Below are 15,758 nucleotides of genomic sequence, written 5' to 3' on the forward strand. Positions count from 1 at the left end.
GCCGCTGGTCGGGCCGGTGTGAAGCGTGACCGGAATGCAACCTGAGAACGCTGCCACGGGGCTGAATGTGAGCGCTAACATTCAGGCGAACCACCTGCTGGACCTCGGTCCAGCGGGACGCGTGCCCCCGGTGCCCCGGGGCGCACGACGCGGCCCGACCGGCGTGGGTCGGGCCCGCGAGCGATGTCGTTTCTCGAGGAGGAGAAGCAGATGGCCAGCAAGATGTTCAGGACACGGTCGATCGCCGCCGGAATCGCGGTGCTCGCACTCGGGCTCGCGGCGTGCAGCAGCGGTGACTCCGGTGACGGGGAGACCAGCGGCAGTGGCGGCGGGGAAGGCGACGCGATCACCGTCGGCTTCAGCCAGGTCGGCTCCGAGAGCGGTTGGCGTGCCGCCAACACGAAGTCGATCCAGGACGCGCTGACGCCGGAGGCCGGGTTCGACCTCAGCTTCTCCGACGCTCAGCAGAAGCAGGAGAACCAGATCCAGGCGATCCGCTCGTACATCGCGCAGGGCGTGCAGTACATCGCGTTCTCCCCGGTCGTCGAGTCCGGCTGGGACAGCGTGCTCGAGGAGGCCAAGGACGCCGGCATCCCGGTGATCCTGACCGACCGCGCCGTCGACTCCGAGGACACGTCGCTCTACGTGACGTTCATCGGGTCCGACTTCGTCGAGGAGGGCAAGCGCATCGGCGACTGGGTCTCCGAGAACCTCGGCACCGAGCCCATCAACGTCGTCGAGCTGCAGGGCACCACGGGCTCCGCACCCGCGATCGACCGCAAGACCGGGTTCGAGGACGCCATCGCCGGGAACGACAACATCTCGGTGATCGCCTCCGAGACCGGCAACTTCACGCGCGCCGAGGGCAAGACGGTCATGGAGGGCTTCCTCCAGGCGTACCCCGACATCGACCTCGTGTACGCGCACAACGACGACATGGGCCTGGGCGCCATCGAGGCGATCAAGGCGGCCGGCAAGGTGCCCGGCAAGGACATCAAGGTCGTCACGATCGACGGCGTCAAGGACGGCATGACCGCTCTCGCTGCCGGCGAGATCAACTACATCGTCGAGTGCAACCCGCTGCTCGGCCCGGACCTCGCGGAGATCATCAAGACCCTCGAGGACGGCGGCACCGTCGAGCCCCGCATCGTCACCCAGGACGAGGCGTTCGACCAGGCGGGTGCCCAGGCAGTTCTGGCCGACCGTCAGTACTGACGGGCACGCACGGGCCTGCGTGAACCGCACAGGCCTGCGCGGGCGCTGACCCGCACCGACTGGCCCGTCACGCTGCCCGGGGGGACCTCCGCGTCCCCCCGGGCAGCGCCGCCCTGCCGGTACCGTGAGACCGGCTCGGACGAAAGGTCGACGATGACCGACACAGCTGTGACCACGCAGAACCCCACCCCGATCGTCGCGATGACGGGGATCTCCATCACCTTCCCCGGGGTCAAGGCGCTGGACGGCGTCGACTTCCGGCTGTTCCCCGGCGAGGTGCACGCCCTGATGGGCGAGAACGGCGCCGGGAAGTCCACCCTCATCAAGGCCCTCACCGGCGTGTACACGATCGACTCCGGGTCGATCATCGTCGACGGCGAGGAGCGCACGTTCGCCGGTCCCGCGCAGGCGCAGGCCGCGGGGATCAGCACCGTCTACCAAGAGATCAACCTCTGCGACAACCTGTCGGTGGCGGAGAACATCATGCTCGGCCACGAGGTGCGCACGGCCGGCGTGGTCAACTGGCCCCGCACCCGCAACGCGGCCCGTGAGCACCTGCGGACCATGAACCTCGACATCGACCCGAAGTCGTCGCTGTCCTCCCACTCGCTGGCCGTGCAGCAGCTGGTGGCGATCTCGCGCGCCATGGTCGTCGACGCCCAGGTGCTCATCCTCGACGAGCCGACGTCGAGCCTCGACGCCGACGAGGTCGCCCGGCTGTTCGACGTCGTGCGCGCCCTGCGCGACCGCGGCGTCGCCATCCTGTTCGTGTCCCACTTCCTCGACCAGGTGTACGAGATCAGCGACCGCATGACGGTGCTGCGCAACGGCACGCTCGTCGGCGAGTACCTCACCGCGGAGCTGGACCGGGTCGAGCTGGTGCAGAAGATGATCGGCCGCGCGCTCGCGGTGCTCGAGGAGCTCGAGGAGGCCCCGAAGCGGTCCGTCGCCCAGCGTGGGGACACCCAGCCCTACGTGCAGGCCATCGGCCTGGGGCGCAAGGGCACGATCGAGCCGTTCGACCTCGACGTGTACGCCGGCGAGGTCGTCGGGCTCGCGGGGCTGCTCGGCTCCGGCCGCACGGAGCTCGCGCGCCTGCTCTACGGCGCCGACCACGCCGACTCGGGCGAGATCCGGGTCGAGGGAGTCCCGACGAAGATGCGGACCCCACGCGCGGCACTCGCCCGCGGCATCGTCTACTCCTCGGAGAGCCGCAAGACCGAGGGCATCGTCGGGGACCTGACGGTGCGCGAGAACATCGTGCTCGGCCTGCAGGCCGACCGCGGCTGGCTGCGCCGGATCTCGAAGCGCAAGTCCGACGAGGTCGTGAACCGCTACATCGAGGCGCTCGGCATCCGCCCGGCCAACCCCGAGGCGATCGCCGGCAACCTGTCGGGCGGCAACCAGCAGAAGGTGCTGCTGGCACGGTGGCTCGCCACCGCCCCGAAGCTCCTGCTGCTCGACGAGCCGACCCGCGGGATCGACGTCGGCGCCAAGGCCGAGATCCAGAAGCTCGTCGCCGACCTGGCCGCGCAGGGCATGGCGGTCGTGTTCATCTCGGCCGAGCTGGAGGAGGTCCTGCGCCTGTCCCACCGCATCGCGGTGCTGCGCGACCGCCGCAAGGTCGCCGAGATCACCAACTCCGACGACGTCACCACCGACGACGTCGTCCACCTCATCGCGAGCGGAGGGCAGTCATGAGCTCCGTCATGAGCTCGGCCGGCGCCATCACCCGGCACCGGTTGTTCTGGCCGATAGTGGCCCTGGCCGTCCTGCTGCTGGCCTGCGTGCTCAAGTCGAACACCTTCCTCAACATCACCGTCCTGGACGGGCACCTGTACGGCGGGCCGATCGACATCGTGCGGCGCTCCAGCGTGCTGCTGCTGGTGGCCCTGGGCATGACGCTCGTCATCGCGACGCGCGGCATCGACCTGTCCGTCGGCGCCGTCATGGCGATCGCCGGGGCGGTCGCCCTGTCCCAGATCGCGGCGTCGGACAACCCGGAGTCGCTCGCCGTCGTGCTGTCCGCGATCGGGAGCGCCGTGCTCGTCTGCCTCATGATCGGGGTGTTCAACGGGTTCCTCGTCGCGGTCGTCGGGATCCAACCCATCATCGCGACGCTCGTGATCATGACCGCCGGCCGGGGCATCGCGATGCTCATCACCGGTGGGCAGATCACGACCGTGACCAGCGGCCCGTACCACACGATCGCCACCGGCTACTGGCTGGGGCTGCCCGTCGCCGCGCTCATCGCGGGGTTCTTCTTCCTGGTCATGGCGCTCGTCACGCGGCGCACGGCGCTCGGCGTGCTCATCGAGTCGGTCGGCATCAACCCGGTCGCCTCGCGGCTGGCCGGTGTGCGGGCCCGGACGATCATCTGGACCGTCTACGTCCTGTGCGCGTTCTTCGCGTGCGTCGCCGGGTTCATCCGCAGCTCCGACATCATGGCGGCCGACGCCAACAACGCGGGGCTGTTCATCGAGCTCGACGCCATCCTCGCGGTGGTCATCGGCGGCACGTCGCTGGCCGGCGGCAAGTTCTCGCTGGTCGGCACGCTCGTCGGGGTGCTCGTGATCACCACCCTGACGTTCTCGGTGACCATCCTGGGCATCCCGGCCAACGCGGTCTCCCTGTTCAAGGCGCTCGTCGTCATCCTCGTGTGCCTGCTCCAGTCGCCCGTGGTCCGGCACAAGCTGCGAGCCCGCAGACGAGCTGTCGCCCCTGCTCCCGTGGAGGTGCCGGCCTGATGGCGACCGACCAGCTCACCTCTCCGAAGGCACCCGCCGACGCGCGGCCGTCCTTCGGCTCCCGCGTCCGCAAGCTCCGCATCGACGAGCGCTACCTGCCCGTCCTCGGCACGGTGGTCGTCCTGATCGCCATGCTGGCCATCGGCGGCTCCCGGTACGAGAACTTCCTCACCGGCCGCGTCATCGCCAACGTGCTCATCAACAACTCGTTCCTCGTCGTGATCGCCGTCGGCATGACGTTCGTCATCCTCACCGGGGGCATCGACCTGTCGGTCGGCGCCGTCGTCGCGCTGTCCGGCTGCGTCGCGGCCTGGATGTTCACGCACGGCTACAGCGCCGCGGTCGCGATCCCGCTGGTGATCCTCGTCGGCACCGTCATCGGCCTCGTGGTCGGGGTGATGGTGCACGTGTTCGAGATACAACCCTTCATCGCCACCTTGGCCGCGATGTTCCTGGCGCGCGGCCTGTGCTACATCGTGGCGCCGGAGTCCATCCCGATCACCGACCCGACCATCGTCTCGCTCGCCCGCACCCGCTGGGGTACCGACGACGGCCTGGTCATCACGCCGAGCGGCGCGATCGCGCTGGCTGTCGTGGCCATCGCGTTCGTGACCCTGCACTACACGCGGTTCGGCCGCACGGTCTACGCGATCGGCGGCGGCGAGCAGTCCGCCAAGCTCATGGGCCTGCCCGTGGCGCGCACCAAGGTGCTCGTCTACGTCATCAGCGGCACCTGCGCCGGGCTCGGCGGCCTGCTGTTCGCGATCTTCTCGCGGTCCGGCTACGCCCTGACGGGTGTCGGCATGGAGCTCGACGCCATCGCCGCGGTCGTCATCGGCGGCACCCTGCTCACGGGCGGCAGCGGCTTCGTCCTGGGTTCGGTGCTCGGCGTGCTGGTGCTGGGCCTGATCCAGACGATCATCACGTTCGAGGGCACCCTGAGCTCGTGGTGGACCAAGATCTTCATCGGCGCCCTGCTGCTGATCTTCGTGGTCCTGCAGCGCCTCCTGGTGCTCCGCAGACGCTGACGGAGCCGGGTCCACTCCGAGTGGACCCGGCCCACGCGCGCCGAGCTCGTCAGGGACGGCCGAACTCGTCAGCTGCCACTGACGAGCTCGGCCGCGACCGACGAGCTCGGCCGCGTGCGTCAGGGGCGGGCGGCGAAGCGTTCCAGCAGGTCCGCGTGGCCCGAGACGATGATCAGGTCGTTCTGCGACAGACGGGTCTCCGGGGTGGCGTAGACGAAGTCGATGCCCGGGCTCTTCACGCCGATCACCGTCACGCCGTAGCGCTCGCGCACCTTCGACTGGGCGAGCGTGAACCCCTGCGTCTCCTTGGGCGGGCGCATCTTGACGATGGTGAACCCGTCCTCCACCTCGATGTAGTCGAGGAGCTTGCCGGAGACCAGGTGGGCGACGCGCGCGCCGGCGTCGGCCTCGGGGAGCACCACGTGGTGCGCTCCGATGCGCTGCAGGATTCGCGCGTGCTCGTTGCTGATGGCCTTCGCCCAGATCTGCGGGACACCGATGTCCACCAGGTTGCCGGTGATCAGCACGGATGCCTCGAGGTAGGACCCGACACCGACGACGGCGACAGGGAACTCGCGGGCGCCCAGCTGTTCGAGGGCCTCCGGGTTGGCGGCGTCGGCCTCGACGAGCGCGATGCGACCGGCCCACTGCGCGACGAGCTCGGGGTTGCGCTCGACGGCGAGCACGTCCTGCCCGAGACGGTCCAGGGTCGCCGCGATGGAGGACCCGAACCGGCCGAGCCCGATGACGAGCACGCCCGAGTCCTTCTTGGGCGTGCGAGGTGCGTTCTGCGTCCCTTTGAGGGAGTCGCCAAACCTGTCAGCCAATGATCGGCCTCTCTTCTGGTAGCCGGATCACCCGACGACGGTTGCGCAGCGCGAGCGCGGCCGCAAGCGTCATCGTGCCGGTCCGGCCGATGAACATGAGCACGGTGAGCACGTACTTGGCGCCGTCGGGCAGGTCCGCGGTGATGCCGGTGGACAGACCGCAGGTGGCGAACGCCGAGATGACCTCGAACAGCACCCTGTCCAGGGTGAGCCCGGTCATGGCCAGGAGCAGCAGCGACGAGACGAGCACGAGCGTCGCCGAGACGAGCGAGACGGCGATCGCGACCTGGAGCGCCTCGCGCGGGATCCGGCGCCCGTAGGCCTCGACGTCCTTGTCGCCGCGGCCCTCGGCGATGATGGCGAGCAGCATGACGGCGAGCGTCGTGACCTTGATGCCGCCCGCGGTCGACGCCGAGCCGCCACCGACGAACATGAGCGCGTCCATGAGCAGCCAGGTGCCCTCGTGCATCTCGCCGACGTCCACGGTGGAGAAGCCGCCGGAGCGCGGCATGACCCCGGCGAACAGGGAGGCCAGCGCGGTGGCGCTGGGTCCGAGCGGCTTGAACGTGTCCGGGTTGGTCCACTCGAACGCTGCCACGAGGACCGAGCCCGCCACGACGAGCGCGAGGCTGGTGGTCACCGTGAGCTTGGAGTGCAGGCTCCAGCGCCGCGGTTCGCGCAGGCGCCGGGCCACGTTGAGGATCACGGGGAAGCCGAGCGAGCCGATGAAGACGCCGATGATGATGGGCATCAGCACCCACCAGTCGGACACGAACGGCTCGAGCCCGTACGGCGTGGGCACGAAGCCGGCGTTGTTGAACGAGGAGATCGCGTAGAAGACCGAGTGCCATGCCGCTTCCCCGAGGTCCTCGTCGAACATGAGGAACCGGGGGAAGAGCACGAGCGCGATGGTCAGCTCGAGCGCGACGGACGTGATGATGACCGTCCGGATCAGCGACCCGACCTCGCCGAGCCGCGTCTCCTTGGTCTCGGACGAGACGAGCAGCCGCTGCGTCAACCCGATCCGGCGCGACACGGCCATGCCGAGCAGCGACGCGAGCGTCATCACCCCGAGGCCGCCGATCTGGATGGCGATGAGGATGACGACCAGGCCCCATGGTGACCAGTACTCCCCGGTGGGGACGGTGACCAGACCCGTCACCGTGCTGGCGGAGGTGGCCGTGAACAGGGCGTCGACGAACGGTGCACGCTGCCCGCTCGCGGTGGCCCACGGCGCCGACAGCCCGGCGGTGACCGCGCCGATCACGAGGCCGAACACGCCGAGCGCGAGCCGGGCGGGCGACTGCCGTGCGGACTGGTCGACGAACTCGCGCCAGCGCCACGCCACGCCCGGGCCACCCCGCGCCATCACACCTCCCGCAACCGGCCCGGCGCTCGCCGGTCGGAGCAACTCTGGCACGCCCGCGCACGTGGTTCGACCCGACAGGCAGGCGACAGGCTCAGGCCCGCGGGATCGACAGCGGCGGCCTCGGGTGCGACGGTGAGCGCATGACGTCGTCGGCACCCGTGCGCGTGGTCTGGTCGCGCGAGATGCTCGCGTACGACTTCGGCCACGGGCACCCCATGACGTCCGAGCGGCTGGACCTGACGATCCGGCTGGCCGAGACGCTCGGCCTCCTGGCCGGGCAGGACGTGGAGCTCGTCGGCGCCGAGGTGGCCTCCGACGCGCTCCTGCAGACCGTCCACGACCCCGCGTACGTGACCGCCGTGCATGCCGCGTCCACGGACGGCACTCCGGACGCGGCGCACGGCCTGGGCACGTCCGACGACCCGGTGTTCCCGGACATGCACGAGGCGTCGGCCCGGGTGGTGCAGGGGTCCGTCGACTCGGCGCTCGCGGTGTGGGAGGGGCGGGCGCTGCACGCCGTCAACGTCACGGGGGGACTGCACCACGCGATGCCGGGGAGGGCGTCGGGGTTCTGCGTCTACAACGACGCAGCCGTCGCCATCCGTGTCCTGCTCGACGCGGGTGCGCGGCGCGTGGCGTACGTCGACATCGACGCGCACCACGGCGACGGTGTCCAGGCCGTGTTCTGGGACGATCCGCGCGTGCTGACGGTCTCGCTGCACGAGACCGGCCAGGCCCTGTTCCCGGGCACGGGGCACGCCCGGGAGACCGGGGGACCCGGCGCCGAAGGCACGGCCGTCAACGTCGCGCTCCCGTCGGGTACCGGGGACGCCGGCTGGTTGCGAGCGCTGGACGCCGTCGTGCCCGCCGTGCTGCGCGAGTTCGACCCGGAGGTGCTCGTCACGCAGCACGGCTGCGACACGCACCTGCTGGACCCCCTGACGCACCTGCGGGTGAGCATCGACGGGCAGGTGCGCGCGGCCACCCTGCTGCACGAGCTCGCGCACGAGGTGGCGGACGGTCGGTGGGTGGCCCTCGGCGGCGGCGGGTATGCCGTGGTCGACGTCGTGCCGCGGTCGTGGACGCACCTGATCGGCATCGCGACGCACCACCCGGTGGAACCGGGCACCCAGATCCCGGAGTCGTGGCGTTCGCTGGTGCGCGAGCGGTACGGGCGGCTGGGCCCGGACCTGATGACCGACGGTCGCGACGCGCGGTTCAGCCCGTGGTCAGCGGGCTACGACCCCGGCGACGACGTCGACAGGTCGATCCGCGCAACCCGCGCGGCCGTCTTCCCCACCCTCGGCCTGGACCCGGACCACGACTGAGCGGGCCGACGCGCTGGGCCGGAGGAGCGACGTCCCACCGGTCCCCTCTATCCCACGCGTCCCACGCGCCACTACGCTGGGCCAGCACCCGCAGGGTGGGTGCGCGGGCCCGCCGCGCGCCGGGCGGAACGGAAGCTGAGATGAGCGACCAGCGCGACCAGCGCGACCAGCCGGGCCGCACGCGTTACCTGACGGTGCTCGAGGTCGCCGACATCATGCGCGTCTCCAAGATGACCGTCTACCGCCTGCTGCACTCCGGCGAGCTGCCCGGGGTCCGCGTCGGGCGCTCGTTCCGCGTCCCGCAGGACGCGCTGGACCACTACCTGGCCACCTCGCCGGCCGTGGAGGCGCGCGAGCAGGCCAAGGACGACGTCCACGGCCAGGAGCGCAGAACGTCCTGAGCGTCAGCGCGTCGCTCGGAGCCCTCGTGATCGCGTAAGGTAGAGCCTCGGACTTTGTTCGTGCGTGGTCGACTCGGTAGCACTCGATCTCTTCTACGCGTCGATCGACCACCAGAACGGCCCGTCGCCGGGCCTCCATCGGAAGCGAAGTGAGGACCCCATGGGCTCCGTCATCAAGAAGCGCCGCAAGCGGATGGCCAAGAAGAAGCACCGCAAGCTGCTGCGCAAGACGCGTCACCAGCGTCGCAACAAGAAGTGAGCGTCGGCGGCCGACAGGTCGCCAGCTCGAACGCACGGGCCCGGCAGCTGCTGCCGGGCCCGTCGTGTTTTCGCCCCGTTCTCGCGGAAACAGTTCTACAACGATGTAGAGTGGCTCTGGTCTGGGACTCTGTCCCCAGCAAGGGGCGCGCGCACCAGGGAGACAGCGATGAGCACGGCCAAGCGGGGTTCCGCGGTGACGATGCACGAGGTCGCCGCGCGAGCAGGAGTGTCGATCAAGACGGTCTCCAACGTGGTCAACGGGTACCAGTACATCCGGCCGGCCACGAAGGAGCGCGTCGAGGCGGCCATCGCCGACCTCGGCTACCAGGTGAACATCTCCGCGCGAAACCTGCGCCGGGGCAGGACCGGCATCATCGGGCTCGCCGTGCCGGAGCTGTCGCTCCCGTACTTCGCTGAGCTCGCCGACTCGGTGATCCGTGCAGCCGAGGCGCGAGGGCTCACGGTGCTCATCGAGCAGACCGGGTCCGTGCGCGAGCGGGAGCTCGAGGTGCTCTCGGGGCAGCGACGGCACCTCACCGACGGGCTGATCTTCTCGCCGCTCGAGCTCGGACCGCAGGACGCCGACGCCCTGCGCGTGGACTACCCCATGGTGCTGCTCGGCGAGCGCATCTTCGGCGGTCCCGCCGACCACGTGACCATGAACAACATCGAGGCGGCCCGCGCGGCCACCCAGCACCTGCTGGACCTCGGGCGGCGGCGCATCGCCGTGATCGGCGCCCACGAGGGCGAGACCGTGGGCTCCGCGGCGCTGCGTGTGCAGGGGTACCGGCAGGCGCTCGAGGAGGCCGGTCTCGACGTGGACCCGGCGCTCGTGGGTGAGGCGGGGCTGTGGCACCGCGCGACGGGCGCCGAGACGATGGAGCGGCTGCTGGACTCAGGCGTCGAGATCGACGCCGTCTTCGGCCTGAACGACGCCCTCGCGCTGGGTGCCCTGCACGTCCTGCACGCGCGCAGGATCGACGTGCCGGGGCAGATCGCGGTGATCGGCTTCGACGACATCGAGGAGACCGCCTACTCCTCACCGACGCTGACCACGGTGGCGCCCGGGCGGGAGCAGATCGCGACGACGGCGGTCGACCTGCTGCTCGCGCGCATCGAGGAGGTGGAGCCTGGCAAGCCCTTCGTCCAGGTGATCACCGACTTCGCGATCGTCGGCCGCGAGTCGACCCTGGGCGAGCAGGCGCCGGTCCCGGTGTCGCGCGCGCCGGAGCACGCCACCGCCACCTGAGAGTGCGCCGAGGCGACCTTCAGGCGGCGGGGAAGTTCGAGTCCGATCAGGCCGTGCGGGCGTCGAGCGTGGTCAGTCGCTGGTCGACCAGCCAGCCGCTGGCCAGCAGCGGCAGGCTGAGCCCGACCAGGGGGATGAGCACGGGGACGTAGCTGAACGTCACGGCCAGGACCACGAGCACCACCAGGACAGCCAGGCTGGTGACGGGGGAGAGCAGGGGCGAGACGGCGACGAACCGCCACGTGCGCGCAGCGGAGACGTCGTCGTACCGCCGGGCGACCGGCACCAGGATGGCGAGCGCGAGGACCAGATAGACGGTCAGGGCCACGACGCCGACCGTCAGCGCGGCCTTCGTCGGACCCGGGGACGCGGCGGCGAGCACCGACGCGTCGAGAGCCAGGAGCACGATCCCGACGGTGAGCGGTGCACCGAGGACGTTGAGCCGGCGGAACCCCGTCCGGTACGCCGACCAGAACTCCCGCCAGAGGTGCTCGGACGGAGCACCGGCCGCGAGCCGCGCCAGCAGGCTCCCGCCGGCAGCGAGCGCCGGATAGGCCCCGAGCACGACGGCGCCGGCGAGAGTGCCCAGCAGCACGAGCACGTTCACGGCGACGATCTGGGTGCCCACGCGCAGGAACACCATGACGCGACCGGCCCAGCCGCCGACCTCGAGGTCGTGCGTGCCGGCGCTCACGGCGCGACCACCCGGGTGCCGAGGGTCGCGTTGCCGTCGGCGTCGAGGCCGGCGAACGACCAGGTGCTCCGGCCGCGGACCGCGTCGACGGACGGGAAGGCCACGAGCTCGAGCCCGGGCCAGGAGAAGCAGCCGCCGCCGCGCGACCGGGTGGCGGCGACGAGCTCGTCGCCGACCTCGATCGTCTGGGACGAGGTCATCCCACCCGCGGTGGACTGGTCGAACGACACCACCTCCCACGTCCCGACCAGTGCGGCCGGGTCGGTGGGCGGGGCGTCGTCGGGCTCGGCGTCGCCCGCCCACGGCTGCGGCGACACGACGGGCCAGCCGTCGGCGGTCCACACGAGCCGGCGGACCTGCACCTCGTGCTGCGTGGGGTCGGTGGCGTCGCGGACGTGGTGGACCAGCAATTGGCGGTCCCCGTCGGTGAGGACGGACGCGTGCCCCGGGGCCAGCCAGGCGCGCCCGCCGTCGAGCGCGTGGCCGCCCAGCATGACGGTGCCGACCAGCGCCGGGTCGCCCTCGAGGTCGGTGAGGTCGCGTCCGGCGCGGTCCGCGTACGGTCCGGTCAGCTGCGCCGAGACGCCCACCCGCAGGTGGTACGTCGAGAAGAGAGAGTCGTACGAGAGCACCAGCGCGTAGCCGCCGTCGGGGCGCGGCAGGACGAACGCGCCCTCGACCGCACCCTCGACGCTGCGCGGTCGTCGCGCGAGCAGGATCCCCGGCGCCTCGCCGACGGCAAGGCCCGTGGCGGGGTCCAGCTCGAGCGCGTGGATGCCGCCGAAGAACGAGCCGTAGACCATCCAGTGGCGGCCGTCGGCGTCGACCACGGCGTTGGCGTCGATCGCGTTGGGGCCCTCGACGTCGTGCTCGCTGGTCACCACGAGCCCGCGGTCCTCCCACGGTCCGGTGGGGTGCGGTGCGACGGCAAGGCCGATCGCCGAGGTGCGGGAGCCGAACGTCGACGCCGACCAGTACATGCGCCACTCGTCGCCCACCCGCACGACGTCCGGTGCCCACAGGCCGACGGCACCCGACCAGGCGGCTCCGTCGCTGGGCACCCCGTCGAGCGCCCAGCCGTGGAACTCCCAGCTGACCAGGTCCTTCGAGCGTCGGACCTGCACGCCGGCCCGCACGGGACCGTCCGACCACGCATCGGTGGAGAACAGCCAGTACGTGCCGTCGTCGTCGCGGACCGCCGTGGGGTCGTGCGCGTGCCGTCCGCCCCAGAGGGCGGTGTCGGGGAGCATCTCCGGGAGCACGGTCAGCCCTTCGAGCCGGTGAGCGCGACGGACTCGATGATCTGCCGCTGGAAGATCAGGAACACGATCAGGATGGGCAGCAGGGCGACGAACGAGGCGGCCATGATCAGCGGGTAGTCCCGCTGGGTCGCGAACTCCACGTTGAGGTTGGCGATGACCACCTGGAGCGTCTGCTTCTCCGGGGTGTTCAGGTAGAGGATCGGCGACAGGTAGTCGTTCCAGATCGCCATGAACCAGAGGATGAACTGGGCGGCGATCGCCGGCCGGATCATCGGCATGATCATCTTGCGGAAGATCTGCAGGTAGGACGCGCCGTCGATCTTCGCGGCCTCGATCATGGAGTCGGGCACGCTCGACAGGTACTGCCGCAGGAAGAAGATCATGATGATGTTGCCGAACAGCAGGGGGACGATCAGCGGCAGCAGGGTGTCCACCCAGTGCAGCCGGGAGAACATCACGAACTGCGGGATCATGATCGTCGGGTACGGCACCATCAGGCCCGTGAGCAGCCCGAGGAAGATCGCGTTCTTGTAGGGCAGCCGCATCTTGGCCAGCGCGAACGCCGCCAGGGCCGACGTGACCGAGCCGACCACGGTCACGGTGAGCGCGACGATGAGGCTGTTCATGATGCCGGACGCGATCGGCGCCTCGGACCACATGCGGACGAACGTGTTCCACTGCGGCGGGTCCGGGATCCAGACCGGCGGCAGCGCGAAGACCTCGACCTTGGTCTTGAGGGCCGTGGTGAACATCCACAGCAGCGGCGCGAGCATCGCGAGCGAGCCGACCGCGAGGATGAGGAAGACGATGACGTTGCCGAGGCGGTTCTGCGCCGCGGCGCCCATCCGGCGCTTTTCGGGAGTCGTCGCCAGCTCCGGCGTCGCGGGCTTCATGAGGGTGCTTGCCATGGTGTCTCTCCTTCCTCAGTCGATGCTGAAGTCGTTGCGCCGGTTGATCCGGAACTGGATGAGGGTGATGGCGAAGACAAGGAGCCCGAGGACGACCGCCATCGTCGTCGCGTAGCCCATCTGCTGGTACTTGAACGCCTTGCGGAAGATGTACCAGACCACCGAGGCGGAGCTGAACTCCGGGCCGCCGGCCGGGGTCATGATGTTGATCTCGGTGAAGATCTGGGATCCCGCGATGATGCTGGTGACGACGAGGAAGAACGTCACGGGCCGGACCATCGGCAGCGTGATGGAGCGGAACCGCTGCCAGGCGTTCGCGCCGTCGAGGGCCGCGGCCTCGTAGAGCGAGGCGGGCACGCCCTGGATGGCCGCCAGGTACAGGAGCATCGAGTAACCGAGGCCCTTCCAGATGGCCATGATGATGATCGCCGGCTTGACGGTGGCGGTGTTCTGCAGCCAGTCGGGGCCGTCGATGCCGAACCACGCGAGCACCTGGTTGATGAGGCCGAAGTCGCCGTTGTAGGCGAACTGCCAGACGATCGCGATGGCGGCGAGCGAGGAGATGACGGGCACGTAGTAGATCGCGCGGAACGCGGTGCGCCCCGGGATCCGACGGTTCAGCGCGAGCGCGAGGACCAGCGACAGCGCGAGCCCGATCGGGATGCCGAGCATGTAGAAGAACGTGTTGTACAGGGCGATCCGGAAGTACTCGTCCTGGAACAGCGTCACGTAGTTCTCGAGCCCGACGAACGTCATCGGTCCGAGCCCGTTCCAGCTGGTCAGGGACGCGTAGACCGCGAACCCGATGGGGTAGAGCGTGAAGAGCAGGAAGCCGATGATCGGGGCCGCGACGAACGCCAGGGCCCACCGGTGCTCGGACCGGTGCAGGCGGTGGGTGCCGCCTCCGGGCCGTGCTGCTGCCTTGCTCCTCCGCCCGGTCGTCGGGGGCGCGACGTCCGCGGTCTGCGTCATGAGGGTTCCTTTCCAGGGGCTCCCGCCGCCCGGGGGCGTGCCCGGGCGGCGGGAGCGGGGAGGAGGGATCGGCTACTTGCCGGCCGCAGCCTGCTCGGCGGTGGCGTTCGACTCGTCGAGCAGGGCCTGCATCTTCGGCTGCTCCTCGGCGAGGTAGTCGGCGGCCGTCTGCTCGCCGTCGAGCACGGGCTGGATGTTGGTCCAGAGCTCGTCGTACCACTCGGCGCCGTAGGTGAACGCGGCCGGCATCGCGCGGCCGTAGTCCTGAGCGATGTCCAGGAACTCCTGACGGTTGGCGGGCTCGGCGCCCTCCTCCGCAGCCCAGGTCTCCGCCATGTCGACGAGGTTCGGGATCTGGATGTTCGCGTCGACGAGCGTCTGCTGCGCGTCGGCGTCGGTGCTCAGGTACGTGACGAGCTTGACCGCGTCCTCGGGGTGCTTCGTCGTCGCGGAGACGCCGATACCGAGCGAGCCGATCCACGTGGCGGTGCCGGCGTCACCGACGGCGGGCCAGGGGATCAGGTCGTAGTCGAAGTCGAGCTCGTTGTAGACCGAGACGTCCCACGGGCCGACCGGGAAGAAGCCGATCTCGCCGGCCATCCACCGCTGGTACGTGTCGAGCGTGGCGGCGTCGGAGGCCGACGGCGTCACCTTCTCGACGTTGGTGAGATCCGCGAACTTCTGCAGCGCCTCGGCGAACTCGGGGGTGTCCACGGTGACCTCGGTGCGGTCCTCGTTGGTCCAGTCGCCGCCGTTGCTCCACACCATCGACTGCAGGTTCCACTGGACGTTGAGCCCGGTGCCCCACTGGTCGATCGCGCCGTCACCGTCGGTGTCGACGGTCAGCTGCTTGCTGATGTCGACGAACTGGTCCCACGTGAGGGGCTCGTCCTTGTCGGGCAGCGGGATGCCCGCGGCCTCGAGCATCGTCTTGTTGTAGCCGAACGAGAACGGGCCGATGTCCTTCGGCAGGGCGTAGAGCGCGCCCTCGGGCGTGCCCTGGAGCGTCCCGTCGAAGCGGTAGGAGTCGACGCCGTAGGACCAGATGTTGTCCAGGTCGACGCCGCTGGCCTCGACCTGCTCGGTGATGTCCATGAGGACGCCCGAGCTCACGTACGACTGGAGGGTGGCCTGCTCGACGTAGAACACGTCGGGCACGTTGTTGCCGGCCACGGAGGCCTGCAGCTTCGTGGCGTACTGGTCGGCGTCGGTCACGATGACCTTCACCTTCACGCCGGTGTCCTCGGTGTACTTCTTGATGGCGGCCTCGTACGCCGCCTTCTCGTCCGGTCCACCCCGGAACATGAACGTGATTTCCTTCTCGCCACTGTCGCTCGCGCCGTCGCCGCCGTCGCTGCACGCCGTCAGCGTCAGCGTCCCGGCGACCGCGGCGCACAGGGCACCTGCGATGAGCCTGTTCTTCTTCATGATCCTGCCTCCCATATCCCAAGGATGTGTGAGGTCACGGTCGCGTCAGGACCCGGTGGGGGCCGGTCC

At 70.0% G+C, this 15,758-nt stretch carries 15 protein-coding genes; 8 read left to right on the plus strand and 7 right to left on the minus strand.

All coding sequences use genetic code 11. From position 1 onward, the window contains the following. Window positions 1–210 precede the first annotated feature (210 nt). The 4 genes from ASG23_RS08530 (at window position 211) to yjfF (ending at window position 4,990) form a co-directional block, all read left to right on the plus strand. Window positions 211–1,215, plus strand: coding sequence for an ABC transporter substrate-binding protein (locus ASG23_RS08530; protein ID WP_082516095.1), 1,005 nt, complete (start codon window positions 211–213; stop codon window positions 1,213–1,215). Window positions 1,216–1,368: 153 nt separating this feature from the next. After that, window positions 1,369–2,916 (plus strand): sugar ABC transporter ATP-binding protein, encoded by a 1,548-nt coding sequence (locus ASG23_RS08535; protein WP_056023157.1) that lies wholly within the window; start codon window positions 1,369–1,371, stop codon window positions 2,914–2,916. Beyond that, entirely contained in the window at window positions 2,913–3,962 is a 1,050-nt protein-coding gene (locus ASG23_RS08540) for an ABC transporter permease (protein ID WP_056023160.1), read from the plus strand. The genes ASG23_RS08535 and ASG23_RS08540 overlap by 4 nt, the downstream gene beginning before the upstream one ends. Further along, window positions 3,962–4,990: a galactofuranose ABC transporter, permease protein YjfF gene (gene yjfF / locus ASG23_RS08545; protein WP_056023163.1), complete on the plus strand. Its 1,029-nt coding sequence runs from the start codon at window positions 3,962–3,964 to the stop codon at window positions 4,988–4,990. The genes ASG23_RS08540 and yjfF overlap by 1 nt, the downstream gene beginning before the upstream one ends. 119 nt (window positions 4,991–5,109) lie before the next feature. Here yjfF and ASG23_RS08550 read toward each other — a convergent pair whose 3' ends face one another. Together ASG23_RS08550 and ASG23_RS08555 are read right to left on the minus strand one after the other, a co-directional pair. Beyond that, on the minus strand, window positions 5,110–5,745 hold the full coding sequence (locus ASG23_RS08550; protein WP_235520972.1) for a potassium channel family protein: 636 nt from the start codon (window positions 5,743–5,745) through the stop codon (window positions 5,110–5,112). Between the two features lie 64 nt (window positions 5,746–5,809). Further along, window positions 5,810–7,186: a TrkH family potassium uptake protein gene (locus tag ASG23_RS08555; RefSeq protein ID WP_056023169.1), complete on the minus strand. Its 1,377-nt coding sequence runs from the start codon at window positions 7,184–7,186 to the stop codon at window positions 5,810–5,812. A 140-nt stretch (window positions 7,187–7,326) separates the two neighbouring features. Here ASG23_RS08555 and ASG23_RS08560 point away from each other — a divergent pair, with 140 nt between their 5' ends. From ASG23_RS08560 to ASG23_RS08575, 4 genes are all read left to right on the plus strand, one after another. Beyond that, window positions 7,327–8,514: an acetoin utilization protein AcuC gene (locus ASG23_RS08560; RefSeq protein ID WP_056023173.1), complete on the plus strand. Its 1,188-nt coding sequence runs from the start codon at window positions 7,327–7,329 to the stop codon at window positions 8,512–8,514. A 140-nt stretch (window positions 8,515–8,654) separates the two neighbouring features. After that, window positions 8,655–8,915, plus strand: coding sequence for a helix-turn-helix domain-containing protein (locus ASG23_RS08565; protein WP_056023176.1), 261 nt, complete (start codon window positions 8,655–8,657; stop codon window positions 8,913–8,915). Between the two features lie 160 nt (window positions 8,916–9,075). After that, entirely contained in the window at window positions 9,076–9,174 is a 99-nt protein-coding gene (locus tag ASG23_RS19505; protein WP_003792170.1) for a 30S ribosomal protein bS22, read from the plus strand. A gap of 168 nt (window positions 9,175–9,342) precedes the next feature. Continuing rightward, on the plus strand, window positions 9,343–10,425 hold the full coding sequence (locus ASG23_RS08575) for a LacI family DNA-binding transcriptional regulator (RefSeq protein WP_056023182.1): 1,083 nt from the start codon (window positions 9,343–9,345) through the stop codon (window positions 10,423–10,425). Between the two features lie 46 nt (window positions 10,426–10,471). Here the strand turns inward: ASG23_RS08575 and ASG23_RS08580 are convergent, their stop codons facing one another. The 5 genes from ASG23_RS08580 to ASG23_RS08600 all read right to left on the minus strand — a co-directional run bounded on the left by ASG23_RS08580 (window position 10,472) and on the right by ASG23_RS08600 (window position 15,689). Then, a complete protein-coding gene (locus tag ASG23_RS08580) occupies window positions 10,472–11,119 on the minus strand; it encodes a YesL family protein (RefSeq protein WP_056023184.1) in 648 nt (215 codons plus the stop codon). Then, a complete protein-coding gene (locus tag ASG23_RS08585; RefSeq protein ID WP_235520974.1) occupies window positions 11,116–12,381 on the minus strand; it encodes an arabinan endo-1,5-alpha-L-arabinosidase in 1,266 nt (421 codons plus the stop codon). Before ASG23_RS08585 ends, ASG23_RS08580 begins: the two co-directional genes overlap by 4 nt. Before the next feature lie 2 nt (window positions 12,382–12,383). After that, window positions 12,384–13,289 carry a carbohydrate ABC transporter permease gene (locus ASG23_RS08590; RefSeq protein ID WP_200941551.1) on the minus strand — a complete coding sequence of 302 codons (906 nt, stop codon included), beginning with the start codon at window positions 13,287–13,289 and terminating at the stop codon, window positions 12,384–12,386. Between the two features lie 15 nt (window positions 13,290–13,304). Beyond that, entirely contained in the window at window positions 13,305–14,261 is a 957-nt protein-coding gene (locus ASG23_RS08595; protein WP_082516006.1) for a carbohydrate ABC transporter permease, read from the minus strand. Window positions 14,262–14,333: 72 nt separating this feature from the next. Continuing rightward, window positions 14,334–15,689, minus strand: a complete 1,356-nt coding sequence (locus ASG23_RS08600; RefSeq protein WP_056023190.1) for an ABC transporter substrate-binding protein — start codon at window positions 15,687–15,689, stop codon at window positions 14,334–14,336. Between the last annotated feature and the right edge of the window lie 69 nt (window positions 15,690–15,758).

It is taken from the genome of Cellulomonas sp. Leaf395 (assembly GCF_001424125.1).
Classification (GTDB): domain Bacteria; phylum Actinomycetota; class Actinomycetes; order Actinomycetales; family Cellulomonadaceae; genus Cellulomonas.